Here is a 25,959-nt window from a genome sequence, read left to right on the forward strand (position 1 = left end):
AAACTGCCTTATGAAAACCATCAGAATCTTATGTCTTTTGCTAGTGTGCTTTGTTTCCAAAGCTCAAACAGAAAAAAATATAGATCATCAAAGTTTACTTTGGACACGCTATTACAACCAATTGACCTTAAACAGCAAATGGTCTATACATACTGAATTTGACAATCGGGTTTTTATAAGTCCTTCTGAGGAAAATTTATTTCTGATACGAATGCACGGACGATATAAAATCAATGAAAAAATTGACTTGGGTGCCGGAGTTTCATATTTTTCTGTAGCCACCCAAGTTCCTGAAAATACTAATGATTTTAGGACGCCGGAATACAGGATACAACAGGATATCTCTTGTAAACAGGAATTTGGAAGTTTCACCTTAAATCATCGGTTTCAGGCAGAGGAACGATTTATACACAACGCTAATAAAGAGGAGTTACTTTCGGGAACAACTTTCTATTGGAGATTCAGATACCGCCTTCAAGGGGAATATTCCTGTTGGAAAAAGGAAAAACAATACCTGAAAGCTATCGTTTATGATGAATTGATGATTAACGCAGGTGAAAAAATTGTTTATAACACTTTTGACCAAAACAGAATTTACGCCGCTTTACAATACGGTATCAATAAAAATATTGCATTAGAATTGGGCTACTTAAACAGTTTCCAGCAACGTGCGAACGGTATTGATTATTTTGACAGAGATATTATCAGGTTTACCTTTTTTCATAAAATAAAACTAAAAGAAAAACACAAAGAGCTGTCTAATTAAGCTGACCTGTTCCGTTTTTTATTAGTTTCTTTTATGAAAAAAAGCATCATTTTTTAACTAGAAACAAAATGAATATAAATACAGAAAAGGAAAATTATACATTACTTGATTTAGTAAAATATTTTCTCAAACTTGGCACAATAGGCTTTGGCGGTCCTGTAGCATTAGTTGGTTATATGCACCGCGATTTAGTTGAGAACAAAAAATGGATTAACGATTCCGATTTTAAAGAAGGATTGGCGTTGTCTCAATTAGCACCTGGTCCTTTAGCCGCACAGTTAGGAATTTATATTGGATTTGTACACTTTGGTATTTTAGGAGCCACATTATCAGGTTTAGCATTTGTACTTCCTTCCTTTTTAATGGTCATTTCGTTAGGTATTGCCTATCAGGCTTATGGTGGCCTGCCATGGATGCAAGCTATTTTTTATGGAATAAGTGCCGCCGTTATTGGCATAATTGCTTTGAGTTCCTATAAACTTACTGCCAAATCGATCAGTAAATTTGAAATTCCAGCCATAAAAAGCAATTGGTTACTTTGGATATTTTACATCTCAGCGACCATTCTTACTGCTGTAACACAACAAGAAGAATTGTTACTGTTTGTTGCTTTAGGTTTCATTTATATGATTGTAAAAGCACCGCCAGAATGGATCAAACGCCCTAAAACAGCTTCCTTCTTTTTACTTACTACGGCTAGTTTCACAACTATTGACCTTGGAAAATTAGGAGATCTTGCTTGGTTTTTTATCAAAGCCGGGGCTTTTGTTTTTGGAAGCGGTCTAGCCATTGTACCCTTTTTACATACAGGAGTTGTCAATGAACACCATTGGCTAACCGAAAATCAATTTGTAGATGCTGTAGCTGTAGCCATGATTACTCCTGGTCCTGTAGTAATTACTGTAGGTTTCATTGGTTATTTAGTAGCTGGATTTACTGGAGCAACTGTGGCTGCGCTAGGAGTTTTTCTTCCCTGCTATTTATTTACTGTTATTCCTGCTCCTTATTTCAAAAAGATTTCCCAGAACAAAAGTATCAAAGCGTTTGTGGATGGAATAACTGCAGGTGTAATTGGAGCTTTGGTCGGTGCTGTAATCGTAATTGCCTTGCGGACTATTATTGATATTCCCACAGCAATGATTGCTATAGGTACTGCTTTAGTATTAATTTATTCGAAAAAACTACAGGAACCTCATATTATTGTTATTGCAGCGGTTTTAGGAGTTTTACTCAAACTGTTATAATTCACATAAAAGCAAAACTCAAAATGTCAGAGAGTTTTAGAATATTGGATAAACGAAGGATATGCGGTGCAATCTTGAGTTACGCCACTTTTCAAAATTTAAATCCATTAAAAAACTAATACTTTTTGCATTATGCATCATACAAAAAAAACACTTTTCATGATGCCAATTTTAATTACTGTTTTTCCTATTATAACTTCACGATATACACTTCAAAGTTTACAAAACATACCATTTTTATAAAAAAAGTAATCTTAAATTAGTTTTGTCAAATTATTTAAATTTTAAGAATTCATTAATTATGAATTAACTAAATTTTGCACAAACAATATGTAACTTTATAGTAAATAGAAAGTTATGAAAAATTTCCCCGTCAAATTGGTGTGGTTTTCCACAATCTATGTCATGGTTTTTACAGCGATATATCAAGCAAATCTATTTCTGTTTCTTCCAGTCATAATGTCAATGTATCTTTTAGGTTTGGGTGCGGCTCTCTTTATGGTTTTCACCGCTTTTTATGAAGAGGAACACAAAACCCCAAAAAAAAATTAAGCGTTAAGATGAAAATCATTCTAAAAAATGTTTTTCGGAGCAATCAAACACATTTCAAAGCACATTAGACAAAGAAAAGTCCCAAACATAAGATTATGCTTGGGACTTTTTTTGCCTAAACTAGTATGATTAGAATTAGTTTTCCTCTCTATTTCCTCCATTATCTCCAGTGCCACCATTATCTCTGTTCCCCCAATTTCCTCTAGACTCTCTCATTTTTTCCATATTGGCTTTTTCGAGGTCTTTCATTTTTTTAAACTGCTCCGGAGTTAAAATTGCTTTTAATTTATCATTTGTTGCTTTTCTATCTTCTTGTCTTTTCGCTCTAAAAGCGTCTCTTTCTTCGGCAGACATCTCTCTCGGATTATTTCCCATTCGTTCTGCTCTTAAGGCTTCCTGTTTAGCATTTTGCTCTGCGAGAATCGGTTTTATTTGCTCCTGCTGTTGAGGATTTAGGGTTAATTCAGTCGTAAGTTTATCTAACTGAGCTTGGCTTCTTTGTTCTGGAGTTTGCTTTTCTCTTTTTGGCTTACCAGATTTTTCCTCTGGCTTAGTTTGCTCTTGGGCAAAAGAAGAAGCATTAATAACTAACAATACCGCTAAGATTAATTTTTTACTCACAATTTTAAAATTGCTTTTTGAGCATTCGTGAATCGGTGATTTCATATTTATTTGTTTTTAAGATTAAAACTATAGGACTATTTTGTTTTTAAAAGGTTTAATCAATAATTCCTTAAGTTTTTGCCAAAAAACTGATTTAGATACAATAAGCGATATCATAAAATTAATCCATATTATCTCTATCTCTTCTGAAACCACCGCTATTACCACCTGGAGAACGTCTTTCTCTTGGTCCGCCGAAACTTCCAATTTTATACGTTAAGGAAAACATTGCATATCTTTTTAAAACCGTATTTTCTTCATCACGAATTGTTGTTGCAGATATTGTTCTGGCTGCACTTTGGTTTTGATTTAAAACATCATAGACTTTTACTTTTAAAGTCATTTTCTTTTGAAAAAATCCATAAGACAAACTGGTATTCCATAAATAAAAATCTTTTTTGAAATCACCTGAAATATTCGAATTGTAATTATATCCAAAATCATTTCCGAAAATCCAGTTTTTAGGCCAATAATTAGTAGTTTGTATGTTTATTCTATGCACCACATTTGAGCTGGCTTTTATTGACGAATTACTGTATGTTGATTCGCTATAAGACAGACCATAAGAAGGCGTCACAGTAAGCAGCTCACCATAATCATAGGAAAGATAAACACCAGGTGAAATCCCTAATGATTTTGCACTGTATAAAACACTATTGGTGTATTTTTTATCCAAAGAATAGCTGCCATTCAGACGCAAACCATATCGTATAACATGAGCATCTCTTTTTATACTTTGTCCCCAGTTTCCTCCAACACTAGTACTATAGGTTCCAGTAACGTTTTGATAGGTAGTTGTTCTCTTTCCAGAGATCACATCATAAATAGAAGAAGCAACCACTGCACTATCAAAAAAATTCCCAGTTGCAAACAAGTTATACCCAGAACGAGTACGCACATCAAAATTTCTATAATTAATATTTACACTATTAACTTTGTTTAAATTCAATTCTGGATTTCCTACTACTGTATTCAAAGGATTTGCCAAATTCGCTACAGGCATTAATTGAGTTGCAGAAGGAAGGCTGCTTGAATAATTATATCTAAAAGTAATGAATTTTGATTTTTCAAACTTGTACCTAATTTGTGCATTGCCATAAGGCAGTACATATTGTTGATTCAAATCGGTGCCTTTATTCAGATATAATGAATGATTATCATAGTCAACAATAGAAGTTTTGGAACTCAAAGTAAAAGTAAAATTGTTTTTTTCGAAAGTAAGTCCCGCTTTTGGCGTAATCGAATTTTGTCTTGAGGTGATGTAATTCGTTTGCTGATTATTTAAGATAGAATAGGATTGAGTAGCATTATCATAATCATAGGTTTTAGCATCATTTACCTCACTATCCCATTCCAGTTCTGTACCAAAACGAATTCGCAATGAGTCAGTTATAGGTTCTGTAAATTCAATTTCGGTTGAATAAGAGTCAGCGTTATTATTGCTTTTTCCATTTTGATGCCGTTCGTCATTCGGCCTGCTGCCTTGTTTAAAAACAGTTATAGACTCATTTATTGCATCCGAATCACTATTGGAATTATTATTACTGAAAACAAAACTCAGGTTACGGGCTTTTCTTTCAAAAGCTTTATTAAAGTTTATAGTATTCCCAAAATTAGTAGATGAATTTTCTTTATATGAAGTCCCGTTACTTTCATTTAAAGATATCCCATCTTGATCCGTAGCAACACTAGAAGATTCTGAGTTACTATTGGTACGGGATTTACTGATGTTTGGCGTAACAACAAGTCTCGTTGTTGGATCTATTTTATATTCAAACTCAAAATTTGCCTTATTTTCTGTGCTTTCATTTCTCGTTTTTGAATTCGAATCGGTAAAATTAGTACTCGTAGAAGATAAAAATTCGGTTTGCTTGGATTTAGATTGATTTTCATTAATCGTATTCTTAAAATCATAACCTGCCGTTGTGTTAAAAACTTTCGCCCACTCATCAGAATAATTAAAACTAACCATATTAGTTGTTGTAATCCCTTTTCCTGATGCTGTAGATCTAGTTGCTTGTTTGCTATTTCTACCGCCACCCATATTATCAAATACTTCGTCCATGGCAAAACCAGTCGAATTGATATTATTGGCTGAACCCAGCGCACTTATTTTTTGTTTATTATTAAAATAGTTCAATATAAAACTATTTTCATAACGGTCATCGGAACCATATCCCCCCATTACTTTTCCAAAATATCCCTTATTTTTCTTTTCATCGATAGTAAAATTGATACTGGCATCATCTGAACTGGCTTCTTGTTTAGAAAGCTCTTCTTTTTTAGTTTTAAAATCAGAAACCTGAACTTTATTAATCATGTCGGCTGGCATGTTTTTTAGCAATATAGTGCCATCTTTCCCAAAAAAAGATTTTCCATTAACTAAAAACTGAGTCACTTCTTTTCCGTTTGCGGTAACCTTCCCATCAGTATCTACCTCAACTCCTGGCAATTGCTTCAATAAAACTTCTACAGTAGCATCGGGACGCACTTTATAAGAAGCCGCATTAAACTCTAAAGTATCTTTTTTTACACGAATGGGCGGTGCATCATTTTTTATAACAACCTCTTTTAATGCAGTTTCGTTTTGCGATAAGTATAATTTCCCAAAATCCTTATTTTCCAAAAGTTTATTCTGCTCCTCAGTATATGTCTGATAGCCCATAAAATTTATCTTTAAGAAAACAGATTTATCGTATTTTTTAGTGTTGATTTTAAAAACTCCATTTTTATCAGTAGTTGTATAATCGATAACTGTAGAATCTTTGACATTAGAAAAATAAACCATAGCCGACTCTAGTGGCTTTTGAGTATTAATATCATAGACTGTTCCTTTGATAACAATATTGTTTTGAGCATTAGCGGCAAAAAAGAATAGTACAAACAGTAAAGAAGCGTAAATTTTAGACATAGTGCTTTTATATTATACAATATGACTAAGACTTCGAACTTTACAAAAGGTTTAATTGTGATTTAAACATTTATTTAACAAATCTTTTATTTGAGAAATAAACATCAAGAAACAAGGCATTAATACGCGCATAAAAGCAAAAAAAATCCCGATTGCTCGGGATTTTAATTTTATTTCTCTCTAATATAAATATCTATTGGCACTCCTGAGAAGTCCCAGTTTTCTCTAATTTTATTTTCAAGGTAACGTTTGTAAGGCTCCTTAACATATTGTGGCATATTAGCAAAAAACACAAACTGAGGCGTTGGTGTCGGCAACTGCATACAATATTTAATTTTTACATATTTTCCTTTGGTTGCTGGCGGTGGATAGGCTTCAATCACTTTCAACATGAATTCGTTGAATTTTGAAGTCGGTATACGTTGTTGTCTGTTTTCATAAACTTGAACCGTAGCTTCCAATGCTTTCAACAAACGCTGTTTAGTCAATGCCGAAACAAAAAGAATAGGCACATCTGTAAATGGCATTAATTCCTTTTTGATTTTCTCTTCGTAATCACGGGTTGACATGGTGTCTTTTTCAACCAAATCCCATTTGTTTACCAAGATAACAACTCCTTTTCTATTTTTTTCAGCCAACCAAAAAATACTTTGGTCCTGTCCTTCAAATCCGCGAGTAGCATCGATCACCAAAATACAAATATCGGCATGCTCAATCGCACGAACCGAACGCATTACGGAGTAAAACTCTAAATCTTCTTTCACTTTCGCTTTACGACGAATACCCGCCGTATCAACCAAGTTAAATTCGAAACCAAAACGGTCGAATTTTGTATCAATAGCATCACGGGTAGTTCCCGCAATGTCCGTAACCATAAAACGTTCTTTACCAATCAATGCGTTGATAAAACTAGACTTCCCTGCATTAGGACGACCTACAACTGCAAAACGCGGCAAAACCACTTCTTCTTGAACCGGTAATGGTTTTTCTGGAAAAGCATCAATCAATGCATCCAATAAATCCCCTGTTCCACTACCTGAAATACTTGCAAATGTGAAATATTCACCTAAACCAAGGTTATAAAACTCAAGAGCGTCTTTTTCACGCATGGCATTGTCCACCTTGTTTACCGCCAATAAAACAGGCTTAGTCACTTTACGCAGCAAACGGGCAACAACATCATCCATCGGAGTAATTCCCTCCTCAACATCTACCACAAATATAATAACATCGGCTTCATCGATAGCTAATTCTACTTGTTTACGGATTTCGCCTTCAAAAACATCATCCGATCCACGAATATATCCTCCCGTATCAATCACAGAAAACTCTTTTCCGTTCCACTCGCTTTTACCATAGTTTCTATCTCTGGTAACCCCAGAAACCGAATCTACAATAGCTTCTCTTCTTTGTATCAGCCTATTAAAAAGGGTTGATTTCCCTACATTAGGTCTTCCTACTATCGCAACAATATTGTTCATAATATAAATTCAAATATTTATTTCTCCCGAATACTGCTTTCCAGTTTCGGGTTGCAAAGGTAGTGTTTAAATGCATGAATATCAATTTTTTTGGTATATTAGCCACAGCTTGTTCCCTTAACCAATTCATTTCTAAAATTATGGATGCCAATAATGAGATTCGTCTGCGCTTGCGCTTCTACAAAGAAATCGATCTGAACATCGATTCCCTGCGTCAAAAATTCATCCATTTTACCACTACAAAATCTCCAGATTACATTTTAAAAATAAAAGAATACCACATTTGGATTAACATCAAAGGTCCAAAAAAAGCCTATTGGTCACCGCATCTGCATCTCGAAATGGAATCCAAAGGCGAAAACCAAACCCACATTCGCGGTTTATTTGGACCCGATCCTGGTTTATGGACTTTTTTCATGTTTCTTCATTTTATAATAGCAGGAACGTTTATCATTTTTTGCGGTATCACCTACTCCGACTATGTTTTAAAAAAATCCACAACAGGCGATTTTGTCGTGATGTCAATGATGGTTTTTGCTTGGTTTCTGCTCTACGTCATCGCCAAACAAATCCGAAGCAACGGCGAAAAACAAATGAACGATATCGAAAAGGTGTTTTTAGAAATCATAGAATCTTAAGTATATAGTGACAAGTGATTAGTAATTGGTCATTAGCTAATAGTCTAAAACTAATAGTACTATTTTTTATTTCCCAAGGCTAATTACTAAGAGCTAATTACTAATCACTACAAGTTTAAGAAGCCAATCCAGCTCTCCATTACAACTCCTCGCTCAAAAAGGAGTTGTTCCAATGCGCTTGCAGGAGCTTCTTGCAGTCGCTCAGCAACCACAGGAACAACAGCCTTTTTTCACTGCGGGGTTTTCATTTCGATCTGGGCTAAAAAAAATCAGCATTAGAGAAAAACTCTAATACTGATTAAACTATTTTTTCAAACGTACGGACAGGTCGCGACCTGTCCCTATTGATTATACCCAAACCGCTTCAGCATATTCGCGTTGCTCCTCCAATTTTTATTCACTTTAACAACCAATTCAATGTGTATTTGCTTTCCAAAGAATTTCTCTAAATCTACACGGGCATCCATACCCACTTTTTTCAAAGCAGCACCTTTATGACCGATGACGATTCCTTTTTGAGTCTCGCGTTCCACCATAATCAAAGAACGGATGCGGATAATGTTTTCGTCTTCGAAGAATTCTTCTGTTACGATTTCAACTGCGTATGGAATTTCTTTGCTGTAATTCAATAATATTTTTTCGCGGATTGTTTCGTTAACAAAGAAACGCTCTGGTTTATCCGTTAATTGGTCTTTTGGATAATAAGCAGGCGATTCAGGCAACAGCGAAATAATCCTTTGAAAAACTTCGGGAACATTAAAATTCTGCAAAGCTGATATTGGATAAATTTCTGCATTAGGTACTTTGGCAGTCCAAAAAGCCACTTGCTCTTCCAACTGCGCTTGATTTGAATTGTCAATTTTATTCAACAACAGCAAAACCGGAATTTTAGAATGGATAATTTTATTAAAAAAAGCTTCATCTTTCAATTCCTGCTCTCCAATCTCCACCATATAGATTAAAACATCAGCATCTTCAAACGCAGATTTCACAAAATTCATCATCGATTCCTGCATTTCGTAAGCCGGTTTGATGATTCCAGGCGTATCCGACAAGATCATTTGAAAATCTTCTCCATTTACAATTCCAAGAATCCTATGACGAGTTGTTTGCGCTTTAGACGTAATAATTGATAATCTTTCACCAACAAAGGCGTTCATTAGCGTTGATTTCCCAACGTTTGGATTCCCTATGATGTTTACAAAACCTGCTTTATGTGACATTTCTACTATAATTTATTGCGCAAAGGTAGTCATATCAAGTCAATAGATAAAATAAAACATTTTTTTAAGTTTTCATTGGATTTATCAAAATTCAGCGTATCTTTGCACCCGAAACAACGCGGGATAGAGCAGTAGGCAGCTCGTCGGGCTCATAACCCGAAGGTCACAGGTTCGAGTCCTGTTCCCGCTACTAAGGTAGCCTTATTGAGATTACAAAACGCACATCGCGGGATAGAGCAGTAGGCAGCTCGTCGGGCTCATAACCCGAAGGTCACAGGTTCGAGTCCTGTTCCCGCTACTAAGAAAAAAAGCTTCAGAGAAATCTGGAGCTTTTTTCGTTTATATGGATTTACAAAACAATGCCTGATTCAGATTGCGTGTGCGAAGGTGACATTCGCACAGCTTTTCATAAGAACACTTCGAAGAGATTGATTACCTTCAAAACTCGCTCCTAGTTGGACAACTATCAATTTTTTTATTAATACGATTAATATATATTTGCTTAGGATAAAACAAGCATTTCATATCTGAGGAATCGAACATACTTGCTTAAATATTTTATCCATACAAAAACAACTGCTTTTTTAAAACATTATCAATACAATATGAGGATATACACAGAGCGATTATCACAAATAATTAAAGATAAAAACCATTGGTCTGACTTAAAAATTGAATTATCTAAATATAATATTGATAATAGAGATGAAAAACTAAAAGACACTTCAGCAGGGAAAATTTTTGAAGTTTTTGCAAAATACTACTTTCTAACTGCGCCAGAATTTGATGGCCTTTATACAGATATATGGTTATATCACGAAATACCATTAAAAACAAAAGAAGCTTTAGATTTAGGAACTGTTGAGTATGGCATTGATTTATTATTAAAAACTATTAATAACAAGTATGTAGCCGTACAATGCAAATTTAAGAACGATGAAACTAGCAGATTAAACTGGTCTGCTGATAAAATTGCTAACTTATTTGCTTATTGCCCAAAAGCGGATAGTTATATTTTATTTTCAAATTGTGCTTCACTAGACAACGTGTCATCATCTAGAACAAACAATTTCACATTTTACAATATTGGCCATTTATTAGAAATTGAACAAAATACGTTTGAGAACATTTTAATAAAATTGAATGATAGCAAACCAAAAGACAAAGTCTATCTTCTTCCAAAACCCCATCAACAAAAGGCAATTGATGAATGCGTGCAATGGTTTACGGAAGGAGAGGAGTCAAGAGGACAACTGATATTACCTTGTGGAGCAGGCAAAACACTTACTTCATTATGGATTAAGGAAGAGCTAAAAAGTCAAAAAACTCTAATATTAGTACCTTCTCTTGCATTATTAAGGCAAATCAAAAATGAATGGTCAAAACAGAGAAAAACAATATATGAATATTTATGTGTTTGTTCAGAAACTGATATTGATGGAGATAATCAAGATTCAATTCTTACTCACACATATGAAATTGGTGGTAATGTAACTACAAATCCAGAAGACATAAATCTTTTTTTGAGTCTTGGTTTAGGAGAAAAAGTGATTTTTTCCACATATCAATCATTACCTGTAATTGTTGAATCACTGAAAAATACTGAAATAAATTTTGACTTTGTTTTTTGCGATGAGGCACATAAAACCGCAGGAATAAGTAAAGGTGTTTTTGGCATAATCCATGATAATACTAAAATACCTGCTAAGAAGCGACTGTATGCAACCGCAACTCCTAGAATAGTAAAAGAGTCTTTAAAAAAGAAATTGGGAGATGATTTGAAATACACTCACGATATGAATGACCCAAAAACATTTGGAGAAGAGTTCTTTCGTATGTCTTTCAAAGATGCAATTGACCAAGATATACTTGTTGACTATAAAATTATTGCAATTGGAGTGAATGACAAGCAATTATCTAGTTATTTAAACGAAAGAAGATACGTTAACAACAATATTTCAATAGATGAGGTAGCAAATAATTATGCACTTGATTTTGTAATGTCGAAATACTCGGCCAATCATGCTTTGACTTTTCATTCTAGAGTAAATCTAGCCAAAGACTTTTCATTAAGACACTCAAAGCTTTTTGAAACAACAAATTCATTTTCAGTAGATGGAACTCAAGCTACGAGTATAAGAAATCAAATTTTACATGAATTTAAGAGCTCTAATAAAGCGATAATTTCAAATGCCAGATGTCTGACGGAAGGTGTTGATGTACCTACTATTGATTTAGTATATTTCTCCGACCCAAAAAACTCAAAAGTTGATATAATTCAAGCTGTTGGACGAGCTTTGAGAAAAAAAGAAGGAAAGAAACAAGGCTATATTGTTGTTCCAATTTATCATACAAATCATGGTGAAGTTGAAAATTCAATCAGTGAAGGCTCTTTTAAAAATTTATTACAAGTAATCCGTTCATTGTGTGAACAAGATGAACGGCTACAAGACGAAATAAACTCAATTGCTTTTGGTAAAGGAAAAAAAGGTTCAAAAAGAATAGACATTCTTTCTTCTTTTGACGAAGAAATTGAAACTTTAAATCTTATCGGATTTGAACAAAATTTGAGAGAATCTTTATTTGACCAAATAATTTATAAAACTTCAAATAATTGGGATATTTGGTTTTTAGAATTAAAAACTCATTTAGAATTAAATAATGATTATCCTTCTAAAAATGAAAATGCCAATTTATATGCATGGGTGGCACAACAGCGAAATAGAAAAAACAGCAATACCTTAAAATTGGAAGAACTTAGAAAGCTAAATTCAATAAATTTTGCGTGGGATATAGTAAGATGGAAATGGTATAAAATGTTTGAAGTTTTTAAATCTTATGCGGAAGTCAACGAATTTTCACCCCATAAAGACTTTGATAATCCTGATTTAGTAAATTGGTATAAGATTCAACTTGGGTATTTAAATGATAAAAAATATATAACTAACGAACAACTAATAAAATTCCAAAATATAAATTCTAAATTTTTAGGTTCAGGAAGCAAAAAAAAGTGGGTTGCTTTATATGAAGATTTGGTTAAATGGAGAAGTATAAATTCAGATAGATGGCCACAATATCAAAGAGATGATAAAGATTCCTATGAGAGTAAACTTAGTGTTTTCTGTCAAACAATTAGAAAACGATTTAGAGAAAATGATTTAGAAGATTATTGGTACGACAAATTTACCGAACTCGGATTTAACTTTGAAGGAAAAGCTGACACCTGGACCGATTATTTTTTTAAAATAAAAAACCTTCTTCAAACTCGTACTTCAATTTCCATTGATGATATTGGTCAAAATGAATATACTTGGATATATCGTCATAGAAAAGATTTTAGTGAAGGAAAATTAACAGAATATCAATGTCAAAAAATAAAAGAACTATCTCTTGATAGATTTTTTGAAACTTGGGAGCAGAGTTTTGAGAAAATAAAAAAATGGCAAATAGAGAATCTAAAATTACCAACAAGAAACAGTAATAAAGATTTACATAGTTGGCTTAATTCTCAAAGGTCGAAATATAAAAATGGGACTCTGTCAGAAGAACAAATTATAAGTCTTCAATCAATTGGATATTATTTAGAAGGAAAGGGTAATCAAGATAAAGAGGACAGATGGTTAGAAATGTTTAATAATCTAGTAGATTTCAAAAAAAAGAATTCAAATGATTGGCCAAAATTTGGGTCAGATGGTTTAGAAGCTCAATTATACAATTGGTGTCAAGCTAACAGACAAGCACAAGCTGGCACTCATTCGGGAGGCAGAAGAAAAGAATTGGAGCAATGGAAAGTAATCAAACTTGATGAACTTAATTTTCATTGGGCAAAGGCTGATATAAACAACAGAGATTGGGAAATCAACTTTGAAAAATTCATTGAACATCTTGATTCGGATGGAAATTTTACGCTTCCTTCTATGGTTAATGGAGAAATAAACCTACTATATCGATGGTTTACTAATCAGCGAGTCTCTTTCCAAAAAAACAAAATGCCTAGTGATAGAATCCAAAAGTTTAAAGAGGTAGGGGTTTCATTTGAAGAATCTGAGAATTTAACTAAAAGAGATGGTTATTCAAAATGGGCTAAAAACATAAATAAAATAGCTAAATTCATTGAGACAAATGGACACTATCCAAAAGCAGGGACAGACACATTACAAGCGAATTTATATCAATCTTTAGCAAGAACGAAACGAGCTTTTAATGAAACCAAACTATCCGAAGAACAAATTGCATTACTAAGAGAACTAAATATAAAGATTGATTAAGAGAATGGAATAGTTCTTTAACTCTTCTATAAAAATTTCGAAAATTTAATTTCATCGGGGATATTAACTTAGTAATCGCAAGCACAAACAACCTTATAAAAATCATCAATAAACACGTTAGATTTTTCAAGACTTCCCGCTACTAGAAAAGCTTCAGAGAAATCTGGAGCTTTTTTTGTTTTATAAATTTATAGTTTTGCCATTCCGTAGAATGATCCATCTTTACAAGGAACTCAATTCTGTAAATCAAAATCATTCTACAAAGCGTTAAAAATCAGGAGACTTTTATAAAATTTACAATTTTAAAAGAACATCAAAAAATTGCGCAAAGTCAGATACATTCGCCTTTTCTTTAGAACACTTCTGGAACTGGAGCTTTTTTTATTATAAATCGCTACTACTTCCTTATAAAAAAAACATCTAATCATCTATTTCCAAGCATATTTTTCCACTCCGCAAATAAATAAAACAAAAAATGCATCCGCTTGTTTAATTATTTTAATCATTTATAATTTTAGGCAGTAAAATTGTATTTAATTTTTATATGTATTGATTATTAATGTATTAACTTTACATATAGATATAATTGAGTGAGGAATTTAAAGCAACAGTCACCCCAGAACTTACTTTTAATTTTTAGATTATTTCTCTGATACTACCTACTTTATTAGTGACAGGCAATTAACAAACAACACATATCGGAAAATTAAAGAAGATGATTTAGTAACATTTTAAATGAATCGTTATGAAAAAATTACTATTACTAATGATTTTAATAACATCACAAGCAAACTCACAATCAAAAAGAGAACAATATGCAAAAGATAATGACAACTATTACCCAGGCAGTCAAGTCAGTTTAATTGCATCACCCAGCTCTTATGAGATAGGGGTTTCATATACTGATATCCTAACGTATGGAGCTTCGTTTGAAAGAACTCAATTTGATATAGTGAATGATGAAAAATCATTTTATGCAATATATGGCTCATTAGGAGGAGAGTTTAAAAGGGTTACAGTAACAGTAAAAATTGGCGGCAGCAGCTTAAAACAAATGTATGCTGAAAACACAACAATTCAGCTTGCCTATGGAGGAGCAATAGAAGTAAGAATTACACCAAACATAGGAGTTATTGTTGGCGCTGATAATGTAGTAGATACTTTTTTATACGGATTATGCTATCATTTTGGTGCAAAATAAAAACAAAGAATTCTTTATAAAACATATAAATCGGCAACTTATAAACCTCTAAATAATCTAGAGGCTTTTTTAATTTTAAAAAATATACGAATTTATTTATAATAATTAAATTATTAACATTATCATATTACTAAGATCCAGTTTTTATTTGTAACTTAAACAACATTTTTTATTACTGAATAACAGCTAATTAGCACTTAATTATATCTCACTTTCACCTAATAAAAAAGCAAAAGTGTGAATATTATAACTTTTTAGAAAAGTAATATAACGACCGCTATTACATAAAAAATGATCTTTATAATTATTACTAAAAACCTAAAATTCTGGAAGTAAAAATCATGATAGAAGTAAAAAAACATGGAATAATACTTCAGGAAACCCAGCTGGATTTTGAAAATGGAGGCGTCATGAATCCGGCCGCCATTAGAGAAGGAGATTTTGTTCACATGTTTTACAGGGCAGTAAGCAAAGAAAATCATTCGAGCATTGGATACTGCAAATTAATGGGGCCGTTGGAAATCGAAGAAAGGATGAAAACACCATTACTTTCTCCAGAATTTGATTATGAAAGCCACGGAATGGAAGATCCAAGAATAGTAAAAATCGAAGATTTATATTATCTGACCTATACAGCCTATGACGGCATAAATGCATTGGGAGCACTAGCAACTTCTACCGATTTAATAAATTTTAAAAAAAGAGGAATCATCGTTCCTCAAATTGAATATGAAGAGTTTGATGATTTAGCAGACACAAATGACGTACTGGAAGAAAAATATTACCGCTACAATCAGCACAATACTATTATTGAAAAAAAAGGAATAAAAACGATGCTTTGGGATAAGGACATTATTTTTTTTCCAAGAAAAATCAACGGTAAGTTCTGTTTTCTGCATCGCATCAAACCTGAAATACAAATGGTAATTGGATTTGAATCATTAGAGGATTTAACCGAAGAGTTTTGGCGGAATTATTTAATCAATTTCAAGAACAGCATATTATTTAAGCCAAATCATGATCATGAAATAAGCTATGTTGGAGGCGGCTGTCCGCCAATAGAAACTGAATTGGGCTGGCTTATCATTTATCATGGCGTTCACGGCTCGACAAGCAGCTACATTTATTCAGCATGTGCGGCGCTGTTTGACATAGAAAACCCTCATATTGAAATTGCCAGGCTACCCTATCCTTTGTTTAAACCAGAAGAAAGCTGGGAATTAAAAGGTGAAGTAAATAATGTCTGCTTTCCGACTGGCGCTGTAGTTTTTGACGATATTCTATATGTCTACTATGGTGCTGCAGATGAAAAAATTGGATGTGCATCAATGAGTTTATCCAATTTGCTAAAGGAATTAATTTTATTTAAAAAAATAAATTGAAGAAATATATACACCAATAAAAAAACTATACACCAATGAAAAACATCCATTTATTTTCGACGAAAAAAGAACTCATGAGCGGTTCTAACAATATAGCAGATTTTCAAAAAAAAGAAATCAAGTTACCTGAAATTTTATGTATTACCACTTTTCCGCCACGGGAATGTGGCATTGCAACCTATTCTCAAGATTTAGTTTTGGCACTAAATAAGCAATTTAAAAAATCATTTGACATAAAAATTGCTGCTTTAGAACTTCAAAATGAAAAGCATGCCTATGCTGATGATATATATGCCGTTTTGGAAACAGATAATCAAAATTCTTATTCGGAATTAGCTAAAAATGTCAATAGAAATAAAGCTATAGAAATAGTCTTGATTCAGCATGAATTTGGCCTGTTTAGAGGAAATGAAGAAGATTTTATTTCATTTTTAAAATTAATTAATAAACCTGTCATTGTTGTTTTTCATACCGTTTTGCCTCGACCGGACGAAAAATTCAGATCACATATTCAAGAAATCAATAATATGGTTAATGCCTTTATTGTAATGACCAATAATTCAGCACGATTATTAGAAACTGATTATGATATTTCGCAGGATAAAATCACGGTAATTCCACATGGTACGCATTTAGTAGAACACGGAGATAAAAAAGTCCTTAAAGAAAAATATAATTTATCCGGACGAAAAATCATTTCGACTTTTGGACTGCTGAGCTCCGGAAAATGTATTGAAACTACTTTAGATGCTTTGCAAAGCATTGTCAAAAAAGAGCCAGATGTATTATTTCTTATTATCGGAAAGACTCACCCTAGCGTTGTGAGACATGAAGGAGAAAAATACCGAAATTTTCTGAAAGAGAAAATCGAAGACCTGCAGTTAGAGAATAATGTAAAATTTGTCGATGAATATTTACCGTTAAAATCACTACTGGAATACCTGCAGTTAACAGATATTTATCTTTTTACTTCCAAAGACAGAAATCAAGCAGTAAGCGGTACTTTTTCCTATGCGATAAGCTGTGGCTGTCCGATTATTTCTACTCCAATTCCGCATGCTGTCGAAGTATTGAAAGAAGGAACTGGAATTATCGTTGATTTTGAAAACCCTGAGCAATTGGCTAAACAAGTTATCCGTTTATTAAGTGATGAGCAACTGCGCAAAAAAATTGCCTCAAACGGCATTCATAAATTGGCTCCAACGGTTTGGGAAAACTCAGCTCTTGCTCATGCGATGCTGTTTAAAAAAACAGCTGCTAAAAAAATGCCTCTGCATTATAGAATTCCTGAAATCAATCTTAATCATTTCAAAAAACTGACAACTTCATTTGGAATGATTCAGTTTTCCATAATCAATCAGCCAGATTTGGAATCGGGTTATACAATCGATGACAATGCGCGGGCTTTGGTGGCAATGTGCCAGCATTTTGAATTGACAAATGATACAGCCGATTTACCATACATTACTCAATATTTTAATTTTATAAAATTCTGTCTGCAGCCAGACGGTTATTTTTTAAATTATGTTGACACCGATAAAAAATTCACCAAACAAAACAGTGAAAACCTTGCAGATGCAAACGGAAGAGCCATTTGGGCATTGGGCTACTTAATTTCTATCAGAGATTTACTGCCGGCAGATTTAAAAGAAAAAGCGGTCTCACTGATGCAGAAAGCATTAATAAACGCAACTAAAATTCATTCTACCAGAGCAATGGCTTTTATTATAAAAGGAGTCTATTACAGCAATTTGAAAAATAATACAGCACAAAATATTTCTCTGATAAAACACTTAGCCAACAAGCTCGTGCAGATGTACAAGCATGAATCAAAAGAAGACTGGCTGTGGTACGAGAACTATCTAACGTATGCCAACAGCATTCTGCCCGAAGCTATGCTCTGTGCTTATTTAGCTACTGGTGAACACAGTTATAAAGTAATTGCAAAAACATCTTTTGATTTTTTACTGTCAAAAATTTACACCAGCAGCAACATAAAAGTCATTTCAAACAAAGGCTGGCTCATCAATGGAAAAGAACCGAAAGAAAAACCAATAGGCGGCGAACAGCCGATAGATGTAGCTTACACTATACTTGCTCTCAATAAATTCTACAATGTTTTCCGAGATAAAGAATATTTAGAAAAAATGGAAATAGGTTTCAGCTGGTTTTTAGGCAACAATCATCTGCATCAGATCATCTACAACCCTTGTACAGGAGGCTGTTATGACGGTCTGGAGGAAGATTACATCAATCTGAATCAGGGAGCAGAATCTACAGTAAGCTATCTAATGGCAAGGCTTGTGATGCAAAAACATTTGAACAGTAAAACCAAAAAAAACAAAGAGAGTGCCATTCATTCACAAACAAACAAATTGAAAACCGGCATCAAAATCAACAATAACATACCATATATAAGAGCCTGATGACATGTAATTATATAACTTTTTCCAAAAATTGTATAAGGAATTAACAACTGTTTTTGTAGAAATTTACTTTATAGAAATTAATAAAATAATGGGGGTTATTGATATTTAATTTCTAAAATAATCAATGTTGTTTAGTCAAGAGAAGAAGTAACTCACCATAAATATTTTTTTGGTCCTAACAAATGGCATTGATATTTTTTTTAATTCTAACAGTATAGTATGATACCAAAAATAGGACTAACAGAAGATCATCTGCAAAAAGCAAACAGCCTTCTTTCTGTTGTATTATCAGATGAAATGACCTTGTATGTCAAAACCAGAAAGTTTCATTGGAATGTGGCAGGCGAAAGTTTCATGGAACTTCATAAATTATTTGAAGAACAATATGCTGAACTCGAACAGACAATAGATTTGGTTGCAGAACGCATTGGCAAATTAGGAGGGAAAACAATTGGGACTATGAACGAGTTTATAAAGCTTTCCCGAATTAAAGAAAACCCAAACAAATATCCAAATCAAAAAGGCATGCTTGCAGAATTATTGGCCGATCATGAAACTCTGATAAGTGAACTGCGGAAAGACATAGACCTGTCTGCTGAGGATAACCACGATGCAGGTACAGCAGATTTACTGACAGAAGTATTACAGCAGCACGAAACTGCTGCATGGATTCTCAGAAGATATTTAGCTTAGTCATTTTTAGTTAAAAGTTAGTTGTAGTTTTTTTTTTGCTTTAAAAAGGCTGTCTTAAAGGACAGTCTTTTTTATTGTAAAAGCTTTCGAAAATGCAACTAATTAAGGTGTGAATGATGCAGCTTATTACTAAAGTTCTATAAAACAATTGAGCCATAACAGTCTTAATTTTACACTGGCCACCGATCTGATTATAAGTGTTTTCACTAATTAATTTAACTGTTTCTGGAATATATAAAACTATACTATTTTGACAACGTACCTAAAAAATATCTTTGAAGAAACGGGCAATATTTCCCTCTTTATACTCAGGTTTTTCAAAGAACTTTTCAAACCTGTTTTTCAATTTAGGGAATTTATCAGACAGTGCTTTGCTGTTGGATATAAAACACTGCCGTTAATCACGATCACAGGATTTATAATGGGATTAGTGCTTACGCTGCAGTCACGTCCAACATTATTAAAGTTTGGAGCCGAATCTTGGCTGCCAAGCATGGTTTCATTGTCTTTGATCAGAGAAATAGCACCCGTAATCACTGCCTTGATTTGTGCTGGAAAAATAGCTTCAGGAATTGGAGCTGAATTGGGTTCGATGAAAGTGACCGAGCAGATAGATGCTATGGAAGTTTCGGCAATTAATCCCTATAAATATTTAGTGGTTACCCGAATTGTGGCGACAACATTAATGATTCCCATTTTAACGCTATATGCTGATTTTATTGGGATTGTGGGAGGCTACATTGGTTATAATATTCACGGAAATATAAGCCTGTATCTCTATTTCACCGAAATGATTGAAAGTGTTAGATACATCGACATATTTCCTGCCACTATCAAAACATATTTCTTTGGTTTCTTCATCGGGACAATTGGGTGCTATAAAGGTTTTAATGCTTCAAACGGAACAGCAAGTGTGGGAATAGCAGCAAATGAAGCAGTTGTTCTAGCCTCACTCTCCATTTTTATTATTGATATGCTGGCTGTTCAAATAACTGATTTATTTTTCTAAAATCATGGAAACACAACAAATTATAGCAATCAAAAATTTACATAAGTCTTTTGGGGCAAATACAATTTTAAAAGGTATTAATCTTAGGCTGAATAAAGGAGAAAATCTGGTAATTCTAGGCCGTTCCGGTTCTGGGAAATCAGTTACAATTAAATGCATAGTTGGACTGGTGCAGTCAGACAAGGGAAGCATTAAAATTTCAGGCAAAGAAATCACAAATTTAAAATATGATAAACTTAATAATCTAAGAGTACAAATTGGTTTTATGTTTCAAAATGGAGCTCTGTATGATTCCATGTCTGTTAGGCAGAATTTAAAATTTACGTTAAAACACCATACCATCGATTTATCTGAAGAAGTAATTGAAAGCAAAATCATTGAGGCTTTAGAAAACGTTGGACTAGAAGAATCCATAGATAAAATGCCAGCCGAATTATCAGGCGGCATGCAAAAAAGAATTGCATTGGCCAGAGCTCTTATTATCAAACCGGAAATTATTTTATATGACGAGCCAACATCGGGTTTAGACACCATTACATCAAGAGAAATTAGTGAACTGATATTGGATGTTCAAAAAAAATTCAAAACAAGCTCCATAATAATTACTCACGATATGGCTTGCGCAAAAATTACAGGGAACAGAATTTTAATTCTGAAAGAAGGACAAATCATAGCAGAAGGAACCTATACAGAATTGGAAAAAAGCAAAGACGGATGGGTACGTTCCTTTTTTATTTAATCGATAAAACTTAAATCATGAATAAAGATGCTGAATCAAATTGGAAATTAGGAATGTTTGTAACTGGAGGATTGATACTATTTATCCTTATCATTTATTTTGTCGGAAAACAACAAAATTTATTTGGCTCCAACTTCCAGTTAAAATCAAAATTCAAAACAGTGAGTGGTTTAAAGATAGGTAACAATGTTCGTTTTTCGGGAATAAATATAGGAACGGTCAGCGAAATCGCCCTAGTAAATGACAGCAGCGCAGTTGTTGTGTTGACAATACAGGAAGAGGTTCAGAAATTCATTAAAACAGATGCCAGGGCAAGTATCAGTTCTGACGGATTGGTTGGCGATAAAGTGCTGACTATTTCCCCTGGAACTTCATCCAATAAAATCATTAAAAACAATGCTTATATCAAATCTACAAACCCAATAGAAATGGGTGATTTAATGAAAAGCGTGAAAGCCAGTGTTGATAATGCCGAGATTATTACAGGCCAATTGGCGCAATTTACCTATAACATGAATAATGGAAAAGGTACATTGTCAAAATTAATGAATGACGATGCGCTTGCAAAAAAACTGGATGTTACCATATCAAATCTCCAGTCAGGCACAAAAGGATTGAGCGAAAATATGGAAGCGGCTAAACATAATTTTTTGTTGAAAGGCTATTTCAACAAAAAAGAAAAAGCCAAAGCAAAAAAGAAAGAAGAGCTGCAAAAGAAAAAAGATTTAAAAAAGAAAGAGGATTCAATTCAGAAAAAAAAATAACCTCCCATTAGTTTTTTAATGGTAATATGGAAATCATATAATTTATCCCAAAAGTTATGTAAGGATTTATCTCGCATATAAATACATCTTTGTAATATCATGAAACTAATAAAAAATGAAAATATGGTAAATCTAATAAATGCATCAAAGCAGGATGAGATTGCAAATGATAATGAGAAAGAAATCACTGTTTTAAATAGTGCTGTTAAATATCGTGAAGAAACATTAGAATATAATAAGCTGCGGAATCAAGTAGAACAAGAATATTACCACAAGATTCATGGCTGTTCCGTAAAGTCACAAGAATAACTGAATATATAAAAACCCTATTATAAACATAATTATTTGCAAAATGAAAAAAACAGTTTTTATTCCGATGGTTGCAATGTTCAGTATAGCAATAATATTTACGAGCTGTAAGCCTAGTACCAAAGAAGTGCAGGATGCACAAGAAAATGTACAGGAAGCTAAAGAAGATCTGGCTGTAGCCAAAAGACAGGCAAATGCCGATGAATGGCAAAATTTCAAGAATGAGATGAATGCTGTCATCGAAAAAAATGATGCTAGGATTACTGCCCTAAAAAAAGAAATAAAAAAAACCGGAAAAGCGGCCGATGCTGAATATGACAAAAAAGTAGATGCCCTGGAAGAGAAAAATAAAGAGCTTAAACTAAAAATGGAAAACTATAAAAATGATGCTGATTCCGACTGGCAGTCTTTCAAACGTGAATTTAATCACGATATGGATGAACTGGGAAATGCATTCAACGATTTAACAGTAAACAATAAAAAATAATCTAAAAAATAGAAATCATGAGCAATTTACTTTATACCGTGGCAGTTATATTAGTCATTTTTTGGGCGATTGGCTTTTTTGCTTATAGCGTAGGATCAATCATTCATATTCTTCTTGTTATAGCAGTTATTGCTATTTTGTTTAGACTTATTCAAGGAAAAAATGTTTAATATTTAAAAAAAGAAATTATGAGTACAGGAAAATTAGTATTAGGAATATTGGGCGGTGTTGCTGCAGGAGCGATACTGGGAATTTTATTCGCTCCCGAAAAAGGCAGTAAAACAAGAAAAAAAATAGCCGATAAAGGAAATGACTTTGCCAGCGGATTAAAAAGAAAATTTGAAGATTCTTATAAAAATATTGCAAATAATCATGATGGTCTTATTGAAGACAACAAAGATTTTGCAAACAAATAAGAGGTAAATACTTAAAAAGTATTACCAAAAAAGGACAGGGATTTACCAGTCCTTTTTTGGTAATAAGAATATCATTTTTACTGAAGAAAACAATTTAATAAAACACAATATGAAAAATTTACGCATCTATTTAATGATGATGGTTTTATCAATAAGTATTCCAACCACAATTACTGCAGCAGAAAAAACTCCAATTGAAGCACCGGCCAAAACCAATGAAATGCCAATTGAAGTAAAAAATATGCTCAACCGTCTGGAGGAAATAAAAAAAATGGACAAATCTAATATGAGCCGTTCCGAAAAAAAAGAACTCCGAAAAGAAGTTAAAACAATCAAAAAAAATCTAAAAGCTACAAGTAATGGTATATATCTTTCCATCGGAGCAATTATCATTATTATATTATTGCTGATTCTTCTTTTGTAATTGCAATAGAAGAAACTAAAATAAATTATTAGCGCTACTGTTGCGCGCAAAGAAATCTGAAGCTTTTTTTATATATCATTCTGCACGTACCGCGCAGTTTAATTGTCATTCTCTGGAGCATTGGTGGGTTCAAAAAATTCTTTTTCAATGTCTTCAATACTTGGCAAACTCGATTTTATGCTGGTAGTTTTTATCTCTGTTACGATTAAATTTTATTAAAATTGATTTGTAAAATAAAAAAAGCCCATTTTATTGAGTTCCTCTCAACAAAATAGACTTTTCTTGTATGTTCAAAAATTTATTTAGGACATTATTGTTTGCACATCCATTATTTAATCTTCAACTTCAAAACAGTTACGGAATAAGCAGGCAAATTCAATTGTGCTTTTTCGCCTTTCAGTTTATACTCGCTTTCTGTCGGGCTTATTTTTTTAGGTTCTGCAAAAGTGTTTTCATCTTGTATATTAGAACTGGTAAGCGTTATTACACTTCCTTTAGATTCTAATTTACTTCCTTTTAAATCAACCGAAACCGCTTGTGCTGTTGCCGCTGTATTCACCAGTTTTACAATTACTTCTTTGGTATTAACATCTTTCACGGCAGATGCATAAAGGTTGTTCTGTCCTGTTAACGGTTTTCCTCCATTGGTGATTGCTAATAAATCAGTTCCTTTATTTGTTGCAAATAATTTTTGAACATAATAATTCGCAGAACCATAAGCCATTAAATTGTTGAACCAAATCATGTCCGGTGTCCATTGCCATGCTTCTTCATGAGCCATTAACGGTGCATAAGAACACAAATTAACCACTTCGGCATTTCGTTCCAATCCGGTCATGAAAGCAGCTTCCGAAAAGGCACATTCCCAATTGTTTCTGTTACTTGATTTATCACTCGAAGGACTTTGTGCGGCATATTCCCCTGCAAATATTTTCGGTCCTTTTCTGTCGTATTTGTCATAGCGAGTTGCATTTTCCCTAAACCATTGCGGGCTTTTATAATAATGTTCATCAACGAGTTCAGCATTCAGCTTTTTAAGTTCCTGCATGCCATAATCAAAAAATTCTCCGTCTGGTGACGGCCCGCTTCCAGACACGATAATTATGTTTGGATATTTTGATTTTATCGCTTTTTCAAAAACTTTATATCTTTCAATATAATCCGGTCCCCATTGTTCATTTCCAACACCAATGAATTTTAGGTTGAACGGCTTTGAGTGTCCCATATCCGAACGGAGTTTTCCCCAAGTCGTAGCTTCTGTGCCATTGGCAAACTCAATTAAATCCAAAGCATCTTGTATATACGGATCCAATTCTTCTATTGGTGCTAGTTCCCCCGTATTATACTGGCAAGCCATTCCACAGCTTAAAATAGGCAATGGAGTCGCACCAATATCTTCAGAAAGCTGAAAATATTCATAAAATCCCAATCCGAAACTTTGAAAATAATCAGGTGTCTGTTTGTGGCTGAACTCCACATTCCAACGGTTCATCATCGTTCTTCTGTTCTCAACATCACCTACCGATTTTTTCCATTGATAGCGGTCTTCCAAAGTTCTTCCTTCTACAATACAACCGCCTGGGAAACGCAAAAATCCTGGTTTCATATCATACAAAAGCTGTACGATATCTTTACGCAAACCGTTTTTTCTATTCTTCCAAGTGTCTTCCGGAAACAGCGAAATCATGTCTAAATCAATAGTTCCTGTTCCTTCAAAAGTTATTTTTAATTTGGCTTTGGCCTCGGTTTGAGTAGCCGTAAATTGCGCCGTATAGTATTTCCATTCATCCGATGCCGGGACAATGCTGGTTTCGCCAATAACATTTTTATCTTTATCGATAAACTGAATGATTATTTTTTTAATCGCTCCGCCATGATTGGCAGCCTTTAGGGAAAGATTGTACTTCGCTTCTTTTTTGACACCCATTCCTCTAAATCCTTCATTAATGATTGCATATCCTTTGTCATCATTCACAAGAACCCTGCAAAAATTAGTATTACCTTTATTTTCCAATGCTTTGATCGGCGTTGCAGTACCCGACTGCATGTTCAAAGAAGACCTTTTGGTATTAGGCTGCTCCCATCCCATTAACGGTTTATCAAACTCAAAAGATCGGTTTTTAATCATTTCGGCATACAATCCTCCGTCGGCGGCAAAATTGATGTCTTCAAAAAACAGGCCGAACATAGTGGGTTGGATTTTAGTAATGGTTTTAGTAACGTCAATTTCCAAAGCTGTCTTTTGGGCAAACCCATAAATGCCATTGAAAAGCAAACCGCCAATAATAATTTTTGTAATTATGTTATTTTTCATTTTTGTGTAACGTTGATTCTTTTTATTCTGCTAATTTATCTAAACT

The 25,959-nt window shown here is 33.5% G+C and carries 21 protein-coding genes and 2 tRNA genes; 18 read left to right on the forward strand and 5 right to left on the reverse strand.

The window, feature by feature from the left end; translation table 11 throughout:
- Positions 1 to 10 precede the first annotated feature (10 nt).
- Together CLU83_RS12335 and CLU83_RS12340 are read left to right on the forward strand one after the other, a co-directional pair.
- On the forward strand, positions 11 to 766 hold the full coding sequence (locus CLU83_RS12335; RefSeq protein WP_100431888.1) for a DUF2490 domain-containing protein: 756 nt from the start codon (positions 11 to 13) through the stop codon (positions 764 to 766).
- Positions 767 to 834: 68 nt separating this feature from the next.
- Positions 835 to 2,010: a chromate transporter gene (locus tag CLU83_RS12340; protein ID WP_100431889.1), complete on the forward strand. Its 1,176-nt coding sequence runs from the start codon at positions 835 to 837 to the stop codon at positions 2,008 to 2,010.
- Positions 2,011 to 2,697: 687 nt separating this feature from the next.
- Here the strand turns inward: CLU83_RS12340 and CLU83_RS12350 are convergent.
- The 3 genes from CLU83_RS12350 to der all read right to left on the reverse strand — a co-directional run bounded on the left by CLU83_RS12350 (position 2,698) and on the right by der (position 7,617).
- Positions 2,698 to 3,228 carry a Spy/CpxP family protein refolding chaperone gene (locus CLU83_RS12350; RefSeq protein WP_100431891.1) on the reverse strand — a complete coding sequence of 177 codons (531 nt, stop codon included), beginning with the start codon at positions 3,226 to 3,228 and terminating at the stop codon, positions 2,698 to 2,700.
- Between the two features lie 118 nt (positions 3,229 to 3,346).
- Positions 3,347 to 6,136 (reverse strand): outer membrane beta-barrel protein, encoded by a 2,790-nt coding sequence (locus CLU83_RS12355; protein WP_100431892.1) that lies wholly within the window; start codon positions 6,134 to 6,136, stop codon positions 3,347 to 3,349.
- 170 nt (positions 6,137 to 6,306) lie between these two features.
- Positions 6,307 to 7,617 carry a ribosome biogenesis GTPase Der gene (gene der / locus CLU83_RS12360; RefSeq protein WP_100431893.1) on the reverse strand — a complete coding sequence of 437 codons (1,311 nt, stop codon included), beginning with the start codon at positions 7,615 to 7,617 and terminating at the stop codon, positions 6,307 to 6,309.
- 74 nt (positions 7,618 to 7,691) lie between these two features.
- Between der and CLU83_RS12365 the strand changes: the two genes are divergently transcribed.
- Positions 7,692 to 8,255: a hypothetical protein gene (locus CLU83_RS12365; RefSeq protein WP_100431894.1), complete on the forward strand. Its 564-nt coding sequence runs from the start codon at positions 7,692 to 7,694 to the stop codon at positions 8,253 to 8,255.
- A gap of 341 nt (positions 8,256 to 8,596) precedes the next feature.
- On the opposite strand, the gene era is transcribed toward CLU83_RS12365, so the two are convergent.
- Positions 8,597 to 9,478, reverse strand: coding sequence for a GTPase Era (gene era, locus CLU83_RS12370; protein ID WP_100431895.1), 882 nt, complete (start codon positions 9,476 to 9,478; stop codon positions 8,597 to 8,599).
- 117 nt (positions 9,479 to 9,595) lie between these two features.
- On the opposite strand from era, the gene CLU83_RS12375 reads away from it, so the two are divergent.
- The 15 genes from CLU83_RS12375 (at position 9,596) to CLU83_RS12440 (ending at position 23,599) form a co-directional block, all read left to right on the forward strand.
- A tRNA-Met gene (locus tag CLU83_RS12375) sits at positions 9,596 to 9,668 on the forward strand.
- A 35-nt stretch (positions 9,669 to 9,703) separates the two neighbouring features.
- Positions 9,704 to 9,776: transfer RNA gene (locus CLU83_RS12380), tRNA-Met, on the forward strand.
- A 307-nt stretch (positions 9,777 to 10,083) separates the two neighbouring features.
- The gene (locus CLU83_RS12385) at positions 10,084 to 13,746 is read left to right on the forward strand and encodes a DEAD/DEAH box helicase (protein ID WP_100431896.1); all 3,663 of its coding nucleotides are present in this window, start codon (positions 10,084 to 10,086) and stop codon (positions 13,744 to 13,746) included.
- A 745-nt stretch (positions 13,747 to 14,491) separates the two neighbouring features.
- Positions 14,492 to 14,947: a hypothetical protein gene (locus tag CLU83_RS12390; RefSeq protein ID WP_157802089.1), complete on the forward strand. Its 456-nt coding sequence runs from the start codon at positions 14,492 to 14,494 to the stop codon at positions 14,945 to 14,947.
- A gap of 341 nt (positions 14,948 to 15,288) precedes the next feature.
- Positions 15,289 to 16,329: a pesticidal protein Cry7Aa gene (locus CLU83_RS12395; RefSeq protein ID WP_100431898.1), complete on the forward strand. Its 1,041-nt coding sequence runs from the start codon at positions 15,289 to 15,291 to the stop codon at positions 16,327 to 16,329.
- A 35-nt stretch (positions 16,330 to 16,364) separates the two neighbouring features.
- Complete coding sequence (locus CLU83_RS12400; RefSeq protein WP_232727089.1) at positions 16,365 to 18,755, forward strand: glycosyltransferase family 4 protein; 2,391 nt, start codon at positions 16,365 to 16,367, stop codon at positions 18,753 to 18,755.
- Positions 18,756 to 18,977: 222 nt separating this feature from the next.
- A complete protein-coding gene (locus CLU83_RS12405; protein WP_100431900.1) occupies positions 18,978 to 19,451 on the forward strand; it encodes a Dps family protein in 474 nt (157 codons plus the stop codon).
- 250 nt (positions 19,452 to 19,701) lie between these two features.
- Positions 19,702 to 20,460 (forward strand): ABC transporter permease, encoded by a 759-nt coding sequence (locus CLU83_RS12410; protein ID WP_100431901.1) that lies wholly within the window; start codon positions 19,702 to 19,704, stop codon positions 20,458 to 20,460.
- A gap of 4 nt (positions 20,461 to 20,464) precedes the next feature.
- Complete coding sequence (locus CLU83_RS12415) at positions 20,465 to 21,199, forward strand: ABC transporter ATP-binding protein (protein WP_100431902.1); 735 nt, start codon at positions 20,465 to 20,467, stop codon at positions 21,197 to 21,199.
- A 17-nt stretch (positions 21,200 to 21,216) separates the two neighbouring features.
- Positions 21,217 to 21,963, forward strand: coding sequence for an MlaD family protein (locus CLU83_RS12420; protein WP_100431903.1), 747 nt, complete (start codon positions 21,217 to 21,219; stop codon positions 21,961 to 21,963).
- A 123-nt stretch (positions 21,964 to 22,086) separates the two neighbouring features.
- Positions 22,087 to 22,272 carry a hypothetical protein gene (locus CLU83_RS12425; protein WP_157802090.1) on the forward strand — a complete coding sequence of 62 codons (186 nt, stop codon included), beginning with the start codon at positions 22,087 to 22,089 and terminating at the stop codon, positions 22,270 to 22,272.
- A gap of 43 nt (positions 22,273 to 22,315) precedes the next feature.
- A complete protein-coding gene (locus CLU83_RS12430) occupies positions 22,316 to 22,759 on the forward strand; it encodes a hypothetical protein (protein ID WP_100431905.1) in 444 nt (147 codons plus the stop codon).
- A gap of 17 nt (positions 22,760 to 22,776) precedes the next feature.
- Positions 22,777 to 22,929, forward strand: coding sequence for a lmo0937 family membrane protein (locus tag CLU83_RS22125; RefSeq protein WP_157802091.1), 153 nt, complete (start codon positions 22,777 to 22,779; stop codon positions 22,927 to 22,929).
- An 18-nt stretch (positions 22,930 to 22,947) separates the two neighbouring features.
- Positions 22,948 to 23,175 (forward strand): YtxH domain-containing protein, encoded by a 228-nt coding sequence (locus CLU83_RS12435; RefSeq protein ID WP_100431906.1) that lies wholly within the window; start codon positions 22,948 to 22,950, stop codon positions 23,173 to 23,175.
- A 109-nt stretch (positions 23,176 to 23,284) separates the two neighbouring features.
- Entirely contained in the window at positions 23,285 to 23,599 is a 315-nt protein-coding gene (locus tag CLU83_RS12440; RefSeq protein ID WP_100431907.1) for a hypothetical protein, read from the forward strand.
- 328 nt (positions 23,600 to 23,927) lie between these two features.
- Here the strand turns inward: CLU83_RS12440 and CLU83_RS12445 are convergent, their stop codons facing one another.
- On the reverse strand, positions 23,928 to 25,913 hold the full coding sequence (locus CLU83_RS12445) for an alpha-L-arabinofuranosidase C-terminal domain-containing protein (protein ID WP_100431908.1): 1,986 nt from the start codon (positions 25,911 to 25,913) through the stop codon (positions 23,928 to 23,930).
- Positions 25,914 to 25,959: the final 46 nt, after the last annotated feature.

It is taken from the genome of Flavobacterium sp. 1 (genome assembly GCF_002797935.1).
GTDB lineage: Bacteria > Bacteroidota > Bacteroidia > Flavobacteriales > Flavobacteriaceae > Flavobacterium.

Coding starts and splice junctions, on each gene's coding strand:
- CLU83_RS12440 (WP_100431907.1), top strand. CDS start 23,285: ATGAAAAATTTACGCATCTATTTAATGATGATGGTTTTATCAATAAGT.
- CLU83_RS12435 (WP_100431906.1), top strand. CDS start 22,948: ATGAGTACAGGAAAATTAGTATTAGGAATATTGGGCGGTGTTGCTGCA.
- CLU83_RS12350 (WP_100431891.1), bottom strand. CDS start 3,228: ATGAAATCACCGATTCACGAATGCTCAAAAAGCAATTTTAAAATTGTG.
- CLU83_RS12385 (WP_100431896.1), top strand. CDS start 10,084: ATGAGGATATACACAGAGCGATTATCACAAATAATTAAAGATAAAAAC.
- CLU83_RS22125 (WP_157802091.1), top strand. CDS start 22,777: ATGAGCAATTTACTTTATACCGTGGCAGTTATATTAGTCATTTTTTGG.
- CLU83_RS12420 (WP_100431903.1), top strand. CDS start 21,217: ATGAATAAAGATGCTGAATCAAATTGGAAATTAGGAATGTTTGTAACT.
- era (WP_100431895.1), bottom strand. CDS start 9,478: ATGTCACATAAAGCAGGTTTTGTAAACATCATAGGGAATCCAAACGTT.
- CLU83_RS12405 (WP_100431900.1), top strand. CDS start 18,978: ATGATACCAAAAATAGGACTAACAGAAGATCATCTGCAAAAAGCAAAC.
- CLU83_RS12415 (WP_100431902.1), top strand. CDS start 20,465: ATGGAAACACAACAAATTATAGCAATCAAAAATTTACATAAGTCTTTT.
- CLU83_RS12425 (WP_157802090.1), top strand. CDS start 22,087: ATGGTAAATCTAATAAATGCATCAAAGCAGGATGAGATTGCAAATGAT.
- CLU83_RS12445 (WP_100431908.1), bottom strand. CDS start 25,913: ATGAAAAATAACATAATTACAAAAATTATTATTGGCGGTTTGCTTTTC.
- der (WP_100431893.1), bottom strand. CDS start 7,617: ATGAACAATATTGTTGCGATAGTAGGAAGACCTAATGTAGGGAAATCA.
- CLU83_RS12355 (WP_100431892.1), bottom strand. CDS start 6,136: ATGTCTAAAATTTACGCTTCTTTACTGTTTGTACTATTCTTTTTTGCC.
- CLU83_RS12335 (WP_100431888.1), top strand. CDS start 11: ATGAAAACCATCAGAATCTTATGTCTTTTGCTAGTGTGCTTTGTTTCC.
- CLU83_RS12390 (WP_157802089.1), top strand. CDS start 14,492: ATGAAAAAATTACTATTACTAATGATTTTAATAACATCACAAGCAAAC.
- CLU83_RS12395 (WP_100431898.1), top strand. CDS start 15,289: ATGATAGAAGTAAAAAAACATGGAATAATACTTCAGGAAACCCAGCTG.
- CLU83_RS12365 (WP_100431894.1), top strand. CDS start 7,692: ATGAATATCAATTTTTTTGGTATATTAGCCACAGCTTGTTCCCTTAAC.
- CLU83_RS12400 (WP_232727089.1), top strand. CDS start 16,365: ATGAAAAACATCCATTTATTTTCGACGAAAAAAGAACTCATGAGCGGT.
- CLU83_RS12340 (WP_100431889.1), top strand. CDS start 835: ATGAATATAAATACAGAAAAGGAAAATTATACATTACTTGATTTAGTA.
- CLU83_RS12430 (WP_100431905.1), top strand. CDS start 22,316: ATGAAAAAAACAGTTTTTATTCCGATGGTTGCAATGTTCAGTATAGCA.